Raw genomic sequence first — 17,413 nt, 5'->3', positions numbered from 1 at the left:
TTAACGCGTCTTATCAGGCCTACCAATCGGCATTATCTCTATTGGTTATTGCAAGCAATAACTGGCTTAGTGCCGCGTAAAAACCAAAGCTGTCATACTGATGGCAACGCACAGCAAACTCTGGTAACCATTGCCGCAGCGACGTCAGTGTTTTTTGCCGCAGATTGTCGATTCTTCGCGCAGGAACGGTTCCCTCTCCGAGCGAAAAATACAGATGACTCAACAACTCCAGATAGATCGCCAGATGATCTGCCGGTTCGTTAAAATTGCCACTGGTTTCCATACCTGCCTCAACTAACAAGCGTTTAATCTCTTGCTCGTCCTGTTTGTAGGCTGATGCATACGGCAGCGCCGCTTGTTTGTCGGTCATCAGAAACAGGCCGCAAAAGTCAGCGGCCAGTTCCAGACGGGCATCGTCACGTACCGTCAAGGCGGCGATTTTAGCTTCCAGTTCGTTCACCGCCGCAGCCAGCGGCGGTTCGCTTTTCAGCAAAGAAAACCATTCAGCCATCTGCACACTGGCGATTTGCGTCAGTTGTTCATCATCCAGTTCACGGGAGAACAACTGCGCCAGCCAGGCGTAAACACAGGCAATCTGTTGTGGCGTAAGGATAGTCATGATTTCACCTGTGACGCCGGAACATATTCGCACTGCGCCACCATCTCTACGGGACCATCAAACGCCGTCACCTGCTCCACTGTTCCGCTGTACTTCTCAATTTCTACCAGCGTAGTGTGCGCACTGGTCGCCTGCGCTAGCTGCGAAGTACCGATGTCGATAGTCAACACGTTGGGGTTACCGTATTTACACAGCGCACCAGGCTCGCCGCCTTTATCTGGATCGTACCATGCCCCTTCATGAATTCGCGCCACACCGGGTGCATAGCGGTCAGAAACGACTGCCCCTGCCAACACCTGACCGCGAGCGTTAAAGACGCGTACCACATCACCGTTACGAATGCCGCGCGCGCTGGCATCCTGCGGGTTAATGAACACTGGCTCTTTACCTGCTACCGTATATTGCTGACGCAGCGTTTCCGACTCACATAACTGCGAGTGAAGTCGGAAATCCGGATGCACAGATTGCAGATGCAACGGATATTTCTGCGAGCCGGGCCCACCGTGGGAACGTTCGATTTTCTCAAACCACATCGGATGTCCCTGACAATCGTCATAGTTCATGTCGGCAATGGTTTTCGAGTAGATCTCAATCAGGCCACTCGGCGTGCCCAGCGGTTCGAGATCCGGATCTTCGCGGAATGCCTGGTGGCGAACAAACATCTGCGGATGGTCAAACTCGACGTACTCTTTGTTATTCCAGAAGTCATCAAACGCTGGCAGATGAACGCCGCGTCCTTTGCCTTGTTGTACACCTTCCTGCCAGATGCGTTTCAGCCAGCCCATTTCGTCCAGCCCTTCGGTAAAGGCTTCTTCGCGATTAAAGCGACGGCACAGCTCGCGGAAAATATCAAAGTCGTTACGCGCCTCGAACTGCGGCGGCACGACCTGTTTCATGGCGATAATGCCACGGTTGGAGTGGTTGCCGTACTGGTCGAGATCGTTACGCTCAAACTGCGTGGTCGCAGGCAGCACGATATCGGCAAAGCGGCAGGTTGAGGTCCACTGGTTATCTATGGCGATAACCGTTTCCAGCTTGCGCCAGCCTTCAATAATGCGATTGATCTGCTGATGGCGATGGAACGGGTTAGTTCCGGCAAAAATACACATTTTAAGCGGCGGCAGTTTTACAGATTTACCATTCCAGTTGATTACTTTCCCCGGTTCGAGGATCGCATCGACAAAACGGGCAATCGGAATGGTATTGCTGTAGCCTTTGTAGTCGCTGTTGTCGTGGACAGGCGGAATCGACGTTGAGCCGGAGAAACCGCTCAGAATGACGCCTTTACGCCCCGGCGTGCCTGCACCGTTATAGTGCCAGCCAAAACCAAAGCCACCGCCCGGCAGGCCAATTTGTCCCAGCATCGCCGCCAGAACCACAACCATCCACGCCCACTGTTCACCGTGCTGCATACGCTGTACGCACCAGCCAGCAATAATCTGCGTTCTGTTGGCCGCCATCTGCCGCGCCAGCCCGTGAATGGTTTCGGCATCAATGCCAGTCAGTTTTTCAGCCCATGCGGCATCTTTCGGCTGACCGTCTTTCTCGCCCAACAGATACGGCAGGAACTGATCAAAGCCCACGCAGTAGTTGGCGAGGAAGTTTTTGTCGTACAGGTTTTCGCTGTACAGCGTATGCGCCAGCGCCAGTTGCAACGGCACGTCAGTTTGCGGGTTAACCGCAATGTGCTTCACATGCTCGCGCCCCAGATACTCATGGGTGGATGTGACAACCGGATCGATGCTGATGACCTCAATTTCACCGGCTGCGACTTTCGCTTTTAGCTGCTCGTAATATTCATAAACATCGTGATCCGGGCACCACCAGTTTGCCTGCTGGTTTTTCAGCAAATCGGAGCCCCACAGCACAATGGTTTTGCTGTTCTGCAAGACCAGTGGCCAGGAGGTTTGCTGTTCATACACTTCCATGGAGCCAACGACACGCGGCAGGATCACCTGCGCAGCACCGGTGGAGTAATCCCCGCCGGTACCAACGCTATTACCATGCAAGGCAATAGCTTTCGCCAGCATCCCCGAAGCGTTATGGAACATCCCCGTCGATTGCCAACCGCTGGCGGTCAGCAAGGCACTCGGCCCGTGAGTTTTCTGTACGCGTTCCAGTTCTTCATAGAACATGTCGAGGGCTTCATCCCAGCTCACGCGCACAAAACGGTTATCACCGCGCTTGGAGGTGTCGCTCAGATGGCGCTTACGCAGCCAGTCCACGCGTACCATCGGATAACGAATACGCGCCGCGTTGTGTACGTGGTCCGGCAATCCGGCGATCATTTTCGACGGATATTTATCCAGTTCGAACGGTTTTGCCGCCACAAAGCGCCCCTCCTTCACCGTCGCGCGGATAGCCCCCCAGTGCGAGCCGGTAAGAATGCCCTCTTTCGAGGTGACGGCCTCAGTCGCCGCTTGCGCCGCAGTCGCACGGCGCGGCGTTAACAATGACGGCCCCAGCATCCCGGCGACAGTTAAGCCGCCGAGTTGTGCCAGAAAACGCCGACGTGATGCCTGAAAGAGCTCGTTATTGTTCATTATTTTTCTTCCTTCTTATCGCCGTGAGCCTTACCTGCGGTGCCAGACGCATTCATTTGCAGATATTTCAACAAGGTGCGTTCTTCACGTTTATCGAGGCTGGTAAAGCCAATCATGCCGTTGAGCGTGCCGATCCAACCGTTAGCGTCAAAGTGGGATATTTCCGGTGCGCCGTGGCACTGGTTACAGGTGCCGTTGTACAGCGAATCCGCATAAGCCCAGATCGGTTTGATATCGTTCACCATGTCACCTTTCTTCATCCACGCGGTGGCCTGCAACTTGCTCCACTCGGTATTGGTGTCGGCTACGGTGGTTTTCTCCAGCGTTTTCACCTGCTGCTGCACATCACCACGAATCGAGGCAACAAAGATGCGTTTACCTGGGAATTGGGTGAGTACACGCTGACGTCCGGCGCTTTCCGTCCAGCCGGTAATTTCAATTTGCAGCCAGTCGCCGTCACGTTTAAGGACTTTCACTTCCGAAGCAGGCAGCAGTGAACCAGACGCTTCTTTATCGCCTTTCGCCGCATAAATCGGCTTAATATCAATGGAGTACAGCGTGTCACCACTGTCATTAGCACTGGCGCGCAGCTCATCGAACTGCTTACGGAAGCCGCTACTCATATCCGGTAACTGGTGGGCAATACCTTTATGACAGTCGATGCAGGATTGATTATCTTTCGCTGCCACCTTCATCTGACGTGCCGCTTCAGGATGCTGCTTCGCATGATCCATCGCATCGTAGTTATGGCAGGAGCGGCAGGTTGCCGAGTTGTTTTCTTTCATTCGCGCCCATTCACGCTCGGCAAGTTCCGCGCGTTTTGCTTCGAATTTCTCAGGTGTATCAATGGAGTGGGCAATAAAGGTCTGGTAGATATCGTTGCTCGCTTCCAGTTTGCGCTTCACCATGCCTGGAATATCCGGCGGGATATGACAGTCATGGCATTCAGCTCGCACGCCGGAGGCGTTCTGGAAATGCACCGACTGTTTATATTCTTCATACACCGGTTGCATACTGTGGCAACTGACACAAAATTCGGTTGTGCTGGTGACTTTGATCCCAACGTGTGGCAATACAATCAGCGCAATGCCAATCACAATCCCAATAGCGACCAGCGCCAGTACCGACCAACGAGCACTGGGTCGGCGTAGCACGTTCCAGAGTTTCCGCATAATAGCCCCTGTAAAATTATGGTTTAGTGAAGCGATCTTAATGAGTAAATATGAACAGCGGCACTGGTCAGGATGAACGGCTTACGGCAGAATATGAACAGATATGAACAGAATGAGTAAAACTCTCTGATGCCACATCACATTGTTATTGTTGAAGATGAGCCGGTTACCCAGGCGCGATTACAAACCTACTTCACTCAGGAGGGGTATACCGTTTCCGTTACGGCGAGCGGTGCCGGGCTACGGGAAATTATGCAAAATCAATCAGTGGATTTAATTCTGCTGGATATCAATTTGCCCGATGAAAATGGCCTGATGTTAACCCGCGCCCTGCGAGAACGCTCAACGGTGGGGATTATTCTGGTTACCGGACGCAGCGATCGGATTGACCGGATTGTTGGGCTGGAAATGGGCGCAGACGATTACGTCACCAAACCGCTGGAACTGCGCGAACTGGTAGTACGGGTGAAAAATCTGCTCTGGCGAATCGACCTCGCGCGACAAGCTCAACCGCTCACTCAGGACAACTGCTATCGCTTTGCCGGTTATTGCCTGAATGTGTCGCGCCATACGCTGGATTTGGATGGCGAACCGATTAAACTGACCCGCGCAGAGTATGAAATGCTGGTGGCGTTTGTGACCAATCCCGGCGAAATTCTCAGCCGCGAACGTCTGCTGCGTATGCTCTCTGCCCGTCGGGTGGAAAACCCTGACCTGCGCACTGTCGATGTGTTAATTCGTCGTTTACGTCATAAACTCAGCGCGGATTTACTGGTGACACAACATGGCGAAGGTTATTTCTTAGCCGCTGATGTGTGCTGATAAAAATAGACCGGACGAAATCCCCCTGGCGACAGCGAGCGGCGGATATGTTCGCGGTCGGCATTTTTCGGCGTCAGGACTAAAATCGGTGGGCTGACATTATCAGACACCGATTGCCCCTGTAATTGCCTGATGACCTGCTCAACGGCCAGTTCCCCCTGCCAGACCATTTGATCGCTGGCAGCCATAATCACTCTTCCCCGCTTCAGCCCGCGATACACCTGATGTGAAAGATAAAACGACACCACGGTAAGCGGCGTTTTCAGGTTGCGCCCTTCACCCATTGCCGCCTCTGCCGCAATGGCCGTTCCGGCAACGACGTCGATTTCTGGATGGCGTTCCAGCATCTCCTGCAACAGGTTACGCTGGATTTCAATATCGTTATCGCCGAGCGCAATATCGACAATACGCACCGGGCTTCCGGCTATGGCTGCGCGAAAACCCTCTACCATCTCCTTACTGCCCCCGGCGTTATCGGGGCCGGGCATCAACAGCACGTTCAATGGTTTTCCGTGGCTCCATTGCACCAGATATCGCCCTGGTTGATAGCCCATCTGAAACCAGGGCACGCCAACGCGGCTTTTCACCTGGGGAGCATCAATAGCATTTACCAGTTCGATCACCGGCAGACTTGCTACCTGCGTTTGCAGGTCGGGAAATGACGTCGTACTGCTGCCGAGCAAAATGGCCTCTGCGCCCCACTGTTTACACTGGTCGATTTGCGCCTGCTGAGTAGCCAACTGGCTGTAGCCGCCTGCCTCCAGCACTTTTAAATCCACACCGTAGCGGCGAGCAGCCTCCTGCATTCCATAGTTCAACGATAACCAGTATGAATCTTTCAGGCTGGGGTAAAGCGCACACAACTTCCAGGGACGATTTGCCTTTAACGGCATAACAGGTTGCACCGTGAAATGCTGCGCATCATGCCAGCGCAGCAGATTATCAGCCGAAAATGCCGACAACATGAAAAGGGAAAGAAGTAAAAATAGCAGTACGCGCATGATAGCCTCATCAATAATAAGGCTTTATGCTAGATGCATTCCGCTTTGCGACTCAACCTTTTTCACCTTAAGTACACTGACCGTGAATTTAACCCTGACCCGAAGACTCTGGATGGGCTTTGCCCTGATGGCGCTGTTAACCCTGACCAGTACCCTGGTGGGATGGTACAACCTGCGTTTTATCAGCCAGGTGGAAAAAGACAACACTCAGGCATTGATTCCTACCATGAATATGGCGCGCCAGTTGAGCGAAGCCAGCGCCTGGGAACTTTTCGCCGCGCAGAACCTGACCAGTGCCGATAACGAAAAGATGTGGCAGGCACAGGGGCGAATGCTCACCGCACAAAGCCTGAAGATTAATGCGTTGCTGCAAGCGTTACGGGAACAAGGTTTTGACACCTCCGCTATTGAACAACAGGAGCAGGAGATCTCCCGTTCGTTACGTCAACAAGGGGAACTGGTGGGGCAGCGTTTGCAACTGCGCCAGCAACAACAGCGACTCAGTCAGCAGATAGTCGCCGCCGCCGATGAGATCGCACGCCTGGCGCAAGGTCAGGCGAATAATGCGGCAACCTCCGCCGGAGCGACCCAGGCCGGGATTTACGATTTGATCGAACAACATCAGCGTCAGGCCGCAGAAAGCGCACTCGATCGGCTAATTGATATCGATCTTGAGTACGTTAACCAGATGAATGAACTGCGCCTTAGCGCCCTGCGGGTGCAGCAAATGGTGATGAATCTGGGGCTGGAACAGATCCAGAAAAATGCGCCAACGCTGGAAAAGCAGCTCAATAATGCGGTGAAAATTCTGCAACGTCGGCAAATACGCATTGAAGATCCGGGAGTTCGTGCTCAGGTCGCAACAACGTTAACTACCGTTAGCCAATATAGCGATTTGCTGGCGCTGTATCAGCAGGACAGTGAAATCAGCAATCGCCTGCAAACTCTCGCCCAAAATAACATCGCCCAGTTCGCGCAGTTTAGTAGCGAAGTCAGTCAGCTGGTCGACACCATTGAGCTGCGTAATCAGCACGGGCTGGCGCATCTGGAAAAAGCCAGTGCACGCGGGCAATACAGCCTGTTATTGCTGGGAATAGTTTCTCTTTGCGCACTGATTCTGATCCTCTGGCGCGTGGTTTATCGCTCAGTCACGCGTCCACTTGCCGAACAAACGCAGGCGCTGCAACGCTTGCTGGATGGTGATATCGACTCCCCTTTCCCGGAAACCGCTGGCGTGCGGGAGCTGGACACCATCGGGCGGCTGATGGATGCGTTTCGCAGCAGTGTTCATGCGCTTAATCGCCACCGCGAACAGCTGGCGGCGCAGGTCAAAGCGCGTACAGCTGAATTGCAGGAACTGGTGATAGAACACCGACAGGCACGGGCGGAAGCAGAAAAAGCCAGCCAGGCAAAATCTGCGTTTCTGGCTGCGATGAGCCATGAGATCCGCACTCCGCTGTACGGAATTCTCGGCACCGCGCAGTTGCTGGCAGATAACCCGGCGCTTAACGCCCAGCGTGATGATTTGCGGGCGATTACTGACTCTGGCGAATCGTTGCTGACCATCCTCAACGATATTCTCGATTATTCGGCTATCGAAGCAGGCGGCAAGAATGTTTCGGTCAGCGATGAACCCTTTGAACCGCGCCCGCTGCTGGAAAGTACCCTGCAATTAATGAACGGAAGGGTGAAAGGTCGCCCGATTCGCCTGGCAACAGAAATTGCCGACGATGTACCAACCGCGTTAATGGGCGATCCGCGACGTATTCGCCAGGTTATTACCAATTTGTTGAGCAACGCCCTGCGTTTCACCGACGAAGGGCACATTATCCTGCGTAGTCGCACTGATGACGAACAATGGCTGGTCGAAGTGGAAGACAGCGGCTGTGGTATTGATCCCGCGAAACTGGCTGATATCTTTCAGCCGTTTGTTCAGGTGAGCGGTAAACGCGGCGGCACCGGGCTGGGGTTGACTATCAGTAGCCGTCTGGCCCAGGCGATGGGCGGCGAACTGTACGCCACCAGCACGCCGGGAGCAGGAAGCTGTTTTGGCTTACGGTTACCATTACGTGTTGCCACTGCGCCCGCACCAAAAACAGTCAATCAGGCGGTGCGTCTGGACGGTTTACGATTACTGTTGATTGAAGATAACCCGCTAACGCAGCGTATTACCATCGAGATACTTAACACCAGTGGCGCTCAGGTCACAGCCGTAGGAAATGCCGCGCAGGCTTTAGATGCTCTGCAAAATAGTGAACCGTTTGCTGCCGCGCTGGTGGATTTTGATCTGCCGGATATCGACGGCATTACACTTGCCCGGCAACTTTCGCTGCAATATCCGTCGCTGGTTTTGATTGGCTTTAGCGCCCATGTCATCGACGAAACGCTGCGCCAGCGTACCAGTGCGCTATTTCGCGGAATTATCCTTAAACCGGTGTCGCGTGAAGTGCTTGGTCAGTTACTGGCTCACTATCTGCACCTGCAAACACATAACCATCAACCACTGGATGTATCGCAGCTCAATGAAGATGCGCAGTTAATGGGGGTGGAGAAAATCCACGAATGGCTGGCATTATTTAAACAACATGCCCTGCCCCTTCTCGATGAAATGGACACTGCCCGCGCCAGTCACGACAGCGACAAAATCAAACGTGCCGCGCACCAGTTGAAAAGCAGCTGTGCCAGTCTGGGCATGCGCAGTGCCAGTCAGTTGTGCGGACAACTTGAGCTGGAACCATTAACCGCGGCCCTGCCGCGTGAAGAAATTACGCGTAGCATCGCGGCCCTGGAACAGTGGCTGAATAAGAACGCCCCAAACCCGATGTGAATCAATATCATCCCGTTGAGAAAACTTAGAATAGTGGTATTTAGCATGCAACTTAACGGGCGGGCAAAATTATGACAGAGAAAAAAAGAATCCGCTGGCAGCGACGGCCAGGCACGACGGGCGGTAAATTACCGTGGAATGACTGGCGCAATGCCACGACCTGGCGTAAAGCGACGCAATTATTACTGTTGGCAATCAATATTTATATTGCCGTCACCTTTTGGTACTGGGTGCGCTATTACGAAACAGCAGGTAATACTGCATTTGTCGCCAGACCGGGGGGCATTGAAGGTTGGCTACCTATTGCTGGTCTGATGAATCTGAAATACAGCCTTGCAACAGGTCAGTTACCTTCCGTGCACGCCGCCGCGATGCTGTTATTGGCCGCTTTTATCATTATTAGCTTACTGCTGAAAAAAGCCTTTTGTTCGTGGCTATGCCCTGTTGGTACGCTCTCTGAATTAATTGGCGATCTCGGGAAAAAACTGTTTGGTCGACAATTCGCCCCTCCCCGCTGGCTGGATATTCCTCTACGCGCGGTGAAATATTTGCTATTAAGCTTTTTTCTTTATATCGCGTTATTCATGCCCGCCCAGGCGATTCACTATTTTATGCTATCGCCTTATAGCGTGGTAATGGACGTTAAAATGCTCGATTTCTTTCGCCATATGGGGAAAGCGACATTAATCAGCGTGACGGTTTTGCTGAATGCCAGCCTATTTATTCGCCATGCCTGGTGTCGTTATCTCTGCCCATATGGTGCGCTGATGGGACTGGTTTCGCTATTATCGCCTTTTAAGATTCGTCGCAATGCCGAAAGCTGTATCGACTGCGGTAAATGTGCGAAAAATTGCCCATCACGGATCCCAGTCGATAAATTAATTCAGGTCAGAACGGTGGAATGTACCGGTTGTATGACCTGCGTGGAGTCATGCCCGGTGGCCTCAACATTGACCTTTTCGCTGCAAAAACCTGCGGCAAATAAAAAGGTCTTTGCCTTGTCTGGCTGGCTCATGGCACTACTGGTATTGGGAATTATGTTCGCGGTGATTGCTTATGCGATGTATGCGGGAGTATGGCAGAGCCCGGTGCCAGAGGAGTTGTACCGACGCTTAATTCCACAAGCGCCAATGATTGGTCACTAAATTAGCAACAAGCGGAACATCACCTCGCACGGGGTGATGTTCACAAAATCACATTATTTTGATTTTGACATCATAACTTTCAAGCCCGGTCATTTTCTCCCGCGCGGTGAAGCGAATTTCAGAGACTTCTTTCCCTGTGTTCTTGTTAAATTCGGCGATTTTTTGCGCGATAAAATCTGAGATTTCCGTTTCGGCTTGTTTTTTTAGCTCTTCAATATTCACTGTTAACCTCTTCTGGTCTTAAAAGACAGCAACACGCCAGTAAGGTGTTGGTTCCCGGTACCTGGTCAGGTAAGAAATGTTATAAGCCATCTCCCTGAAAGATTCAATAATCAACAGGTTATCGCTTATTATACATACAGAGTTGAGGAAAAATAAGCCAGATATAAAAAAGGCTCCACGAGGGAGCCTGATATTATTTGGTGAAATCCAGTGGTGTCTGGTCAGTGCGTATTTGCAATGCGATGTTATCAAAGGTGATCATCATCGATTTACAGAAAATACACTTTGCACCTAAAGGGTTTCGCTCCGTCACATCGAATGCCGATGTGCGGTACTGTGAACCATGACAACATGGACAGCGGAAATGGAGATGCTGAGTAATAGCGGCAACCTTAGAGCGTAACAACGTTCGCTGCCGAGGGACCACGTTGCCCCTGCTCAATAGAAAATTCGACTTTCTGATTTTCGTTCAGCGTGCGGAATTCATTGCTCTGGATGGCGGTGAAATGGACGAAAACGTCCTTGCTGCCATCATCAGGAGTGATAAAGCCGAAACCTTTATCTGCGTTAAACCATTTTACTAAACCAGTCATTTTATTAGACATATTATTACTTCCTTCATTTTGGGCCTTTCGGCAAACAGGGCTTTAATACAGAAACTACTTAGTGTTCAGGAGAGAGACTCAAAAGAAGGGGATAATGCCTGATAATGAGAACTGCTTTAGTAAACTACTTTGTATGATGTCTGTCTTTCAAACCGACGCAGCTATTAACGCATGATAAATAATATTAAGCAAACTTTATTTTGGCCGTCCAGCGGTCTTAAATAAAACTGGCTTTATTTTATTTAGACCGTATAGTGCAGCGCAGATTTATCAGTAAGGAATTTGTTTGTCCCGTAAAATGACAGGAATTGTCAAAACCTTTGATCGCAAAAGCGGCAAAGGATTCATCATCCCCTCCGACGGTCGTAAAGAAGTCCAGGTCCATATTTCCGCATTCACCCCCCGCGACGCAGAAGTGCTCACCCCAGGGTTACGCGTGGAATTTTGCCGCGTCAATGGCCTGCGTGGCCCCTCAGCGGCAAATGTTTATCTCTCTTAATATGACGCTGCTTGTTTAAAGCTGACTGGTTTTATTGGAATAACTCAATAGTCAACATCACATATTATAACGCAAGTTACTTTTTCACCAATATACGAATCCATTTAACCGAATATCACTGAACCTAATAGTTATAAATGCCACTTAACAGCCAGTTATAGTACCTCTTGAAACTATATTACAAACAATAGTTAATAGCTTTCTTAACGATTTTCTTATCTTTAATTTGTATTTTCCTAAGATTTATCTTATGCTAGCAAGTCGTATTTCCAGAGGGAAATCGTTAACAATCTTATATTTCCCTCTGCGCGCCTTTCCCACTCGCAGTATATAGTGCAGGCGGTATGAGGAAAGGGAGATTTCACAAGGATGTTATACTCAAAGTAGACAATCCTGATCTCAAGCGTACGTATTGTCCATGCGATGAATAAAGGAAAAGTTATGAAACACAAGCTTTCTGCAATCCTTATGGCCTTCATGTTGACGACGCCAGCTGCGTTTGCTGCACCTGAAGCAGCAACCGGGACCGAAGCAACGACGGGTACAACTGGCACCACAGCGACCACTACCGGCGCAACCACGACTGCTGCGACTACTGGCGGCGTAGCCGCTGGCGCTATCGGCACGGCGACGGTTGTCGGTGTGGCAACGGCTGTTGGTGTGGCGACGTTGGCAGTAGTTGCAGCAAATGACAGTGGCGATGGCGGTTCTCATAACACCTCAACCACCACGTCCACTACGCGCTAATTCTACTTAAACGCGTCGAAATTAAAGTTAAATAATACCCGGTTGCGATATTCGTACCGGGCTTTAGAGATTTGCATTTTTTTAATTAACCTTTCAAGGATTAAAGGTGCGCCCTCTTATTTTATCGATTTTCGCACTATTTCTTGCGGGATGTACGCACAGCCAGCAAAGTATGGTCGATACATTTCGCGCCAGCCTTTTCGATAATCAGGATATCACCGTAGCGGATCAGCAGATCCAGGCGTTACCTTATTCCACGATGTATTTACGCCTTAATGAAGGGCAACGAATCTTTGTGGTACTGGGATATATAGAACAAGAACAAAGCAAATGGTTATCCAAGGATAACGCCATGCTGGTTACCCACAATGGACGTCTTTTAAAGACCGTCAAACTTAATAATAATCTGCTGGAAGTGACAAATTCCGGGCAGGACCCTCTGCGTAACGCGCTGGCAATAAAAGACGGCGGCCGCTGGACGCGCGATATTCTCTGGAGTGAAGACAACCATTTTCGCTCTGCGACCCTGAGTTCCACTTTTTCCTTTGCTGGATTAGAGACGCTGAATATTGCGGGTCGCGATGTGCTGTGTAATGTCTGGCAGGAAGAGGTGACTTCCACGCTGCCAGAAAAACAGTGGCAAAACACATTCTAGGTCGATTCGGCTACTGGCCAGGTTCGTCAAAGTCGGCAAATGTTAGGCGCAGGGGTTATTCCCGTAGAAATGACGTTTCTTAAACCCGCACCATGAATAAATTACAGTCGTATTTCATTGCCAGCGTACTTTACGTAATGACACCCCATGCCTTTGCGCAAGGAACGGTGACTATTTATCTGCCTGGCGAACAACAGACACTTTCCGTTGGCCCCGTGGAGAATGTTGTCCAGTTGGTGACACAACCGCAACTGCGCGATCGCCTCTGGTGGCCTGGTGCCTTGCTGACCGACTCTGCGGCGAAAGCTAAAGCGCTTAAAGACTACCAACATGTCATGGCACAGCTTGCTTCCTGGGAAGCAGAAGCTGACGACGATGTGGCGGCAACGATTAAATCCGTGCGCCAGCAGTTACTCAATCTCAATATCACTGGTCGCTTACCGGTCAAACTGGACCCTGATTTTGTACGAGTGGATGAGAACAGCAATCCTCCGCTGGTCGGGGACTATGCGCTCTATACCGTACAGCGCCCGGTGACTATTACTCTGCTGGGTGCGGTTTCTGGGGCTGGGCAATTGCCCTGGCAGGCAGGCCGTAGCGTTATCGATTATCTGCAAGATCACCCCCGTCTTGCAGGCGCGGACAAGAATAACGTTATGGCGATTACGCCTGAGGGTGAGACTGTCGTCGCCCCTGTTGCCCTGTGGAATAAAAGACATGTGGAACCACCGCCTGGCAGCCAGCTTTGGTTGGGCTTTTCTGCGCATGTACTGCCCGAAAAATATGCTGATTTAAATGACCAGATTGTGTCTGTTTTAACGCAACGTGTTCCTGACTGATGAAGAAGAATTCTTATCTTTTAAGCTGCCTGGCCATTGCCGTCTCCAGTGCCTGTCATGCTGAAGTATTAACCTACCCGGATCCGCTGGGTTCGTCGCAATCAGACTTTGGCGGCACAGGATTGTTGCAGATGCCAAATGCGCGCATCGCACCGGAAGGTGAATTCAGCGTCAACTACCGGGATAACGATCAATACCGTTTCTACTCCACCTCCGTGGCGCTGTTCCCATGGCTGGAAGGCACCATTCGTTATACGGATGTGCGCACACGCAAATATAGCCAGTGGGAAGATTTCAGCGGCGATCAGTCATACAAAGACAAATCATTCGATTTTAAACTTCGCCTGTGGGAAGAAGATTACTGGCTACCGCAAGTGGCGTTTGGTAAACGTGATATTGCTGGTACGGGGCTGTTTGACGGTGAGTATTTGGTGGCCAGCAAGCAAGCGGGGCCATTTGATTTCACCCTCGGGATGGCATGGGGCTACGCCGGTAATGCGGGCAATATTACCAACCCGTTTTGCCGGGTGAGCGATAAATATTGTCATCGTGCAGAGTCTCACGATGCGGGCGATATCAGCTTTAGCGATATCTTTCGTGGCCCGGCCTCCATCTTTGGCGGCATTGAGTATCAAACGCCGTGGAATCCCCTGCGTCTGAAACTCGAATACGACGGCAACAATTACCAGAATGATTTCGCTGGCAAACTGCCTCAGGCAAGCCATTTCAACGTCGGTGCAGTTTATCGCGCTGCCAGCTGGGCAGACCTCAACCTCAGTTATGAACGCGGTAACACGTTGATGTTTGGTTTCACTTTACGGACCAATTTCAACGATCTGCGCCCTGCCCTACGCGATACGCCAAAACCGGCCTGGCAGCCTGCGCCAGAGTCTGAAGGTTTGCAGTACACCACGGTAGCAAACCAACTTACCGCGCTGAAGTATAACGCGGGCTTTGACGCGCCAGAAATTCAGCTACGCGATAAGACGCTGTATATGTCTGGTCAGCAATACAAATACCGTGACTCTCGTGAAGCGGTCGATCGTGCCAACCGGATTCTGGTGAATAACCTGCCGCAAGGCGTTGAGAAGATTAGCGTGACGCAAAAGCGCGAGCATATGGCGATGGTGACTACCGAAACCGACGTAGCCAGCCTGCGCAAACAGCTGGCAGGTACAGCGCCTGGTAAATCCGAGCAGCTTCAACAACAACGTGTTGAAGCTGAAGATCTTTCTGCCTTTGGTCGGGGCTACCGTATTCGTGAAGATCGCTTTAGCTACTCTTTCAACCCAACACTTTCACAGTCGCTGGGCGGCCCGGAAGATTTCTATATGTTCCAGTTGGGGCTGATGTCCAGCGCCCGCTACTGGTTTACCGACCACCTGCTGCTTGATGGCGGTATTTTCACCAATATTTACAACAACTACGACAAGTTTAAGTCTTCACTGTTACCCGCGGACTCTACCCTGCCCCGCGTGCGCACGCATATCCGTGATTACGTTCGCAATGACGTTTATCTCAACAACTTGCAGGCGAACTACTTTGCCGACTTAGGCAATGGTTTCTATGGCCAGGTGTATGGCGGTTATCTGGAAACGATGTATGCCGGTGTCGGTTCCGAGCTGCTTTATCGCCCGCTAGATGCCAGCTGGGCGCTGGGTGTGGACGTTAACTACGTGAAGCAGCGTGACTGGGACAACATGATGCGCTTCACCGATTATTCCACGCCAACAGGTTTCGTGACGGCTTACTGGAACCCGCCGACGCTCAATGGCGTACTGATGAAACTTAGCGTTGGGCAATATCTGGCAAAAGATAAAGGCGCAACGATCGACGTCGCCAAACGCTTTGACAGCGGCGTGGCAGTAGGGGTATGGGCGGCAATCAGTAACGTATCAAAAGATGACTACGGCGAAGGCGGCTTTAGTAAAGGCTTTTATATCTCGATTCCGTTCGACTTGATGACCATTGGACCTAACCGCAACCGCGCGGTGGTTTCGTGGACACCATTGACGCGTGATGGTGGACAAATGCTGTCACGTAAATACCAGCTCTATCCAATGACGGCAGAGCGAGAAGTACCGGTTGGACAATAACCTGACGTAATTCATAACATTACATTGACTGATAAATATAAACCAATGAAAAAGAACATTTTTAAGTTTTCGGTACTGACATTGGCTGTTCTGTCTTTGACAGCATGTACCCTTGTTCCTGGTCAGAATTTATCGACCAGTAACAAGGATGTCATTGAACTACCTGACAATCAGTATGACCTGGACAAAATGGTCAATATCTATCCCGTCACGCCAGGATTGATTGATCAGCTGCGCGCCAAACCGATTATGTCGCAGGCTAACCCGGAGCTGGAGCAGCAAATCGCGAACTATGAATATCGCATCGGCATTGGTGATGTGTTGATGGTTACGGTCTGGGATCACCCGGAACTAACCACGCCCGCAGGGCAATACCGTAGCGCCAGTGATACCGGCAACTGGGTTAACGCCGATGGTGCGATTTTCTACCCGTATATTGGTCGCCTGAAAGTGGCCGGGAAAACACTTACCCAGGTACGCAACGAGATTACAGCGCGTCTCGATTCAGTTATTGAAAGCCCGCAGGTCGATGTCAGCGTCGCGGCGTTCCGATCGCAAAAAGCGTACGTCACCGGCGAAGTCAGCAAATCGGGTCAGCAACCGATTACCAATATTCCTCTGACCATCATGGATGCGATTAACGCCGCGGGCGGTCTGACCGCAGATGCAGACTGGCGCAACGTGGTGCTCACCCAGAATGGCGTAAAGACCAAAGTGAACCTCTATGCGCTGATGCAGCGTGGCGACTTGCGCCAGAACAAACTGCTGCACCCGGGCGATATTTTATTTATTCCGCGCAACGATGATCTGAAAGTCTTCGTGATGGGTGAAGTGGGTAAACAGAGCACGCTGAAAATGGACCGCAGCGGTATGACCCTGGCGGAAGCGCTGGGTAACGCTGAGGGTATGAATCAGGATGTCGCTGATGCGACGGGGATTTTTGTTATTCGTGCAACGCAAAACAAGCAGAATGGCAAAATCGCCAATATTTATCAGCTGAATGCGAAGGACGCATCGGCAATGATACTCGGAACGGAATTCCAGCTTGAACCTTACGACATTGTTTATGTCACTACTGCGCCGCTGGCTCGTTGGAACCGTGTGATTTCTCTACTGGTACCGACGATTTCCGGGGTGCATGACCTGACAGAGACTTCACGGTGGATTCAAACATGGCCCAACTAAAATTTAACTCAATCCTGGTGGTTTGTACCGGCAACATTTGCCGTTCGCCCATTGGCGAGCGCTTGCTGCGTAAACGTCTGCCAGGGGTAAAAGTCAAATCGGCAGGTGTTCATGGTCTGGTAAAACACCCTGCAGATGCAACAGCGGCAGATGTTGCCGCTAATCATGGCGTATCTCTTGAAGGACATGCCGGACGTAAGCTCACTGCTGAGATGGCACGAAATTACGATCTGATTCTGGCAATGGAGTCAGAGCATATTGCTCAGGTTACCGCAATCGCTCCCGAGGTCCGAGGGAAGACAATGCTGTTTGGGCAATGGCTGGAACAGAAAGAGATCCCGGATCCCTATCGTAAAAGTCAGGACGCATTTGAACATGTCTACGGTATGTTGGAGCGCGCCAGTCAGGAATGGGCGAAGCGCCTCAGCCGGTAATT

The 17,413-nt window shown here is 51.2% G+C and carries 16 protein-coding genes and 2 pseudogenes; 10 read left to right on the top strand and 8 right to left on the bottom strand.

Going from position 1 to position 17,413, the window contains the following annotated elements:
- Positions 1-19: 19 nt before the first annotated feature.
- The 3 genes from torD to torC are packed head-to-tail and all read right to left on the bottom strand — an operon-like array spanning position 20 to position 4,334.
- Complete coding sequence (torD, locus tag D9738_RS18250; RefSeq protein WP_130260806.1) at positions 20-619, bottom strand: molecular chaperone TorD; 600 nt, start codon at positions 617-619, stop codon at positions 20-22.
- On the bottom strand, positions 616-3,162 hold the full coding sequence (gene torA / locus D9738_RS18245; protein WP_130260805.1) for a trimethylamine-N-oxide reductase TorA: 2,547 nt from the start codon (positions 3,160-3,162) through the stop codon (positions 616-618). The genes torD and torA overlap by 4 nt, the downstream gene beginning before the upstream one ends.
- The gene (gene torC, locus D9738_RS18240; protein WP_130260804.1) at positions 3,162-4,334 is read right to left on the bottom strand and encodes a pentaheme c-type cytochrome TorC; all 1,173 of its coding nucleotides are present in this window, start codon (positions 4,332-4,334) and stop codon (positions 3,162-3,164) included. The genes torA and torC overlap by 1 nt, the downstream gene beginning before the upstream one ends.
- A gap of 129 nt (positions 4,335-4,463) precedes the next feature.
- Here torC and torR point away from each other — a divergent pair, with 129 nt between their 5' ends.
- Entirely contained in the window at positions 4,464-5,156 is a 693-nt protein-coding gene (gene torR / locus D9738_RS18235; protein WP_130258268.1) for a two-component system response regulator TorR, read from the top strand.
- On the opposite strand, the gene torT is transcribed toward torR, so the two are convergent.
- A complete protein-coding gene (gene torT / locus D9738_RS18230) occupies positions 5,129-6,157 on the bottom strand; it encodes a TMAO reductase system periplasmic protein TorT (protein ID WP_130260803.1) in 1,029 nt (342 codons plus the stop codon). The two genes, torR and torT, sit on opposite strands and share 28 nt — an antisense overlap.
- A gap of 82 nt (positions 6,158-6,239) precedes the next feature.
- On the opposite strand from torT, the gene torS reads away from it, so the two are divergent.
- Both torS and D9738_RS18220 read left to right on the top strand, forming a co-directional pair.
- Positions 6,240-8,984 carry a TMAO reductase system sensor histidine kinase/response regulator TorS gene (gene torS / locus D9738_RS18225; RefSeq protein ID WP_130260802.1) on the top strand — a complete coding sequence of 915 codons (2,745 nt, stop codon included), beginning with the start codon at positions 6,240-6,242 and terminating at the stop codon, positions 8,982-8,984.
- 71 nt (positions 8,985-9,055) lie between these two features.
- Complete coding sequence (locus tag D9738_RS18220; protein WP_130260801.1) at positions 9,056-10,129, top strand: 4Fe-4S binding protein; 1,074 nt, start codon at positions 9,056-9,058, stop codon at positions 10,127-10,129.
- A 48-nt stretch (positions 10,130-10,177) separates the two neighbouring features.
- On the opposite strand, the gene D9738_RS18215 is transcribed toward D9738_RS18220, so the two are convergent.
- The 4 genes and pseudogenes from D9738_RS18215 to cspG form a co-directional block, all read right to left on the bottom strand.
- On the bottom strand, positions 10,178-10,351 hold the full coding sequence (locus D9738_RS18215) for an addiction module toxin, GnsA/GnsB family (RefSeq protein WP_130205410.1): 174 nt from the start codon (positions 10,349-10,351) through the stop codon (positions 10,178-10,180).
- Positions 10,341-10,576: pseudogene (gene ymcE / locus D9738_RS18210) on the bottom strand (protein YmcE). Before ymcE ends, D9738_RS18215 begins: the two are co-directional and overlap by 11 nt.
- Positions 10,545-10,733 carry a cold-shock protein gene (locus tag D9738_RS18205; RefSeq protein WP_130205730.1) on the bottom strand — a complete coding sequence of 63 codons (189 nt, stop codon included), beginning with the start codon at positions 10,731-10,733 and terminating at the stop codon, positions 10,545-10,547. Before D9738_RS18205 ends, ymcE begins: the two are co-directional and overlap by 32 nt.
- Positions 10,734-10,743: 10 nt before the next feature.
- A complete protein-coding gene (cspG, locus tag D9738_RS18200) occupies positions 10,744-10,956 on the bottom strand; it encodes a cold shock protein CspG (protein ID WP_000066493.1) in 213 nt (70 codons plus the stop codon).
- A 286-nt stretch (positions 10,957-11,242) separates the two neighbouring features.
- Here cspG and cspH point away from each other — a divergent pair, with 286 nt between their 5' ends.
- From cspH to etp, 7 genes and pseudogenes are all read left to right on the top strand, one after another.
- The gene (cspH, locus tag D9738_RS18195; protein ID WP_130205408.1) at positions 11,243-11,455 is read left to right on the top strand and encodes a cold shock-like protein CspH; all 213 of its coding nucleotides are present in this window, start codon (positions 11,243-11,245) and stop codon (positions 11,453-11,455) included.
- A 441-nt stretch (positions 11,456-11,896) separates the two neighbouring features.
- Entirely contained in the window at positions 11,897-12,202 is a 306-nt protein-coding gene (locus D9738_RS18190; protein ID WP_130260800.1) for a hypothetical protein, read from the top strand.
- Positions 12,203-12,308: 106 nt separating this feature from the next.
- Positions 12,309-12,953 (top strand): annotated as a pseudogene (gene gfcB, locus D9738_RS18185) (lipoprotein GfcB).
- Positions 12,950-13,696 carry a capsule biosynthesis GfcC family protein gene (locus tag D9738_RS18180; protein WP_130260799.1) on the top strand — a complete coding sequence of 249 codons (747 nt, stop codon included), beginning with the start codon at positions 12,950-12,952 and terminating at the stop codon, positions 13,694-13,696. The pseudogene gfcB and the gene D9738_RS18180 overlap by 4 nt, the downstream one beginning before the upstream one ends.
- A complete protein-coding gene (locus D9738_RS18175; protein WP_130260798.1) occupies positions 13,696-15,792 on the top strand; it encodes a YjbH domain-containing protein in 2,097 nt (698 codons plus the stop codon). Before D9738_RS18180 ends, D9738_RS18175 begins: the two co-directional genes overlap by 1 nt.
- A gap of 45 nt (positions 15,793-15,837) precedes the next feature.
- Positions 15,838-16,977 (top strand): polysaccharide export protein, encoded by a 1,140-nt coding sequence (locus tag D9738_RS18170; protein ID WP_001295357.1) that lies wholly within the window; start codon positions 15,838-15,840, stop codon positions 16,975-16,977.
- On the top strand, positions 16,965-17,411 hold the full coding sequence (gene etp, locus D9738_RS18165; RefSeq protein WP_000057871.1) for a protein-tyrosine-phosphatase Etp: 447 nt from the start codon (positions 16,965-16,967) through the stop codon (positions 17,409-17,411). The genes D9738_RS18170 and etp overlap by 13 nt, the downstream gene beginning before the upstream one ends.
- Positions 17,412-17,413: the final 2 nt, after the last annotated feature.

It is taken from the genome of Escherichia sp. E10V5 (genome assembly GCF_004212315.1).
GTDB lineage: Bacteria > Pseudomonadota > Gammaproteobacteria > Enterobacterales > Enterobacteriaceae > Escherichia.
This window is presented reverse-complemented; position numbering and strand designations above follow the sequence as displayed.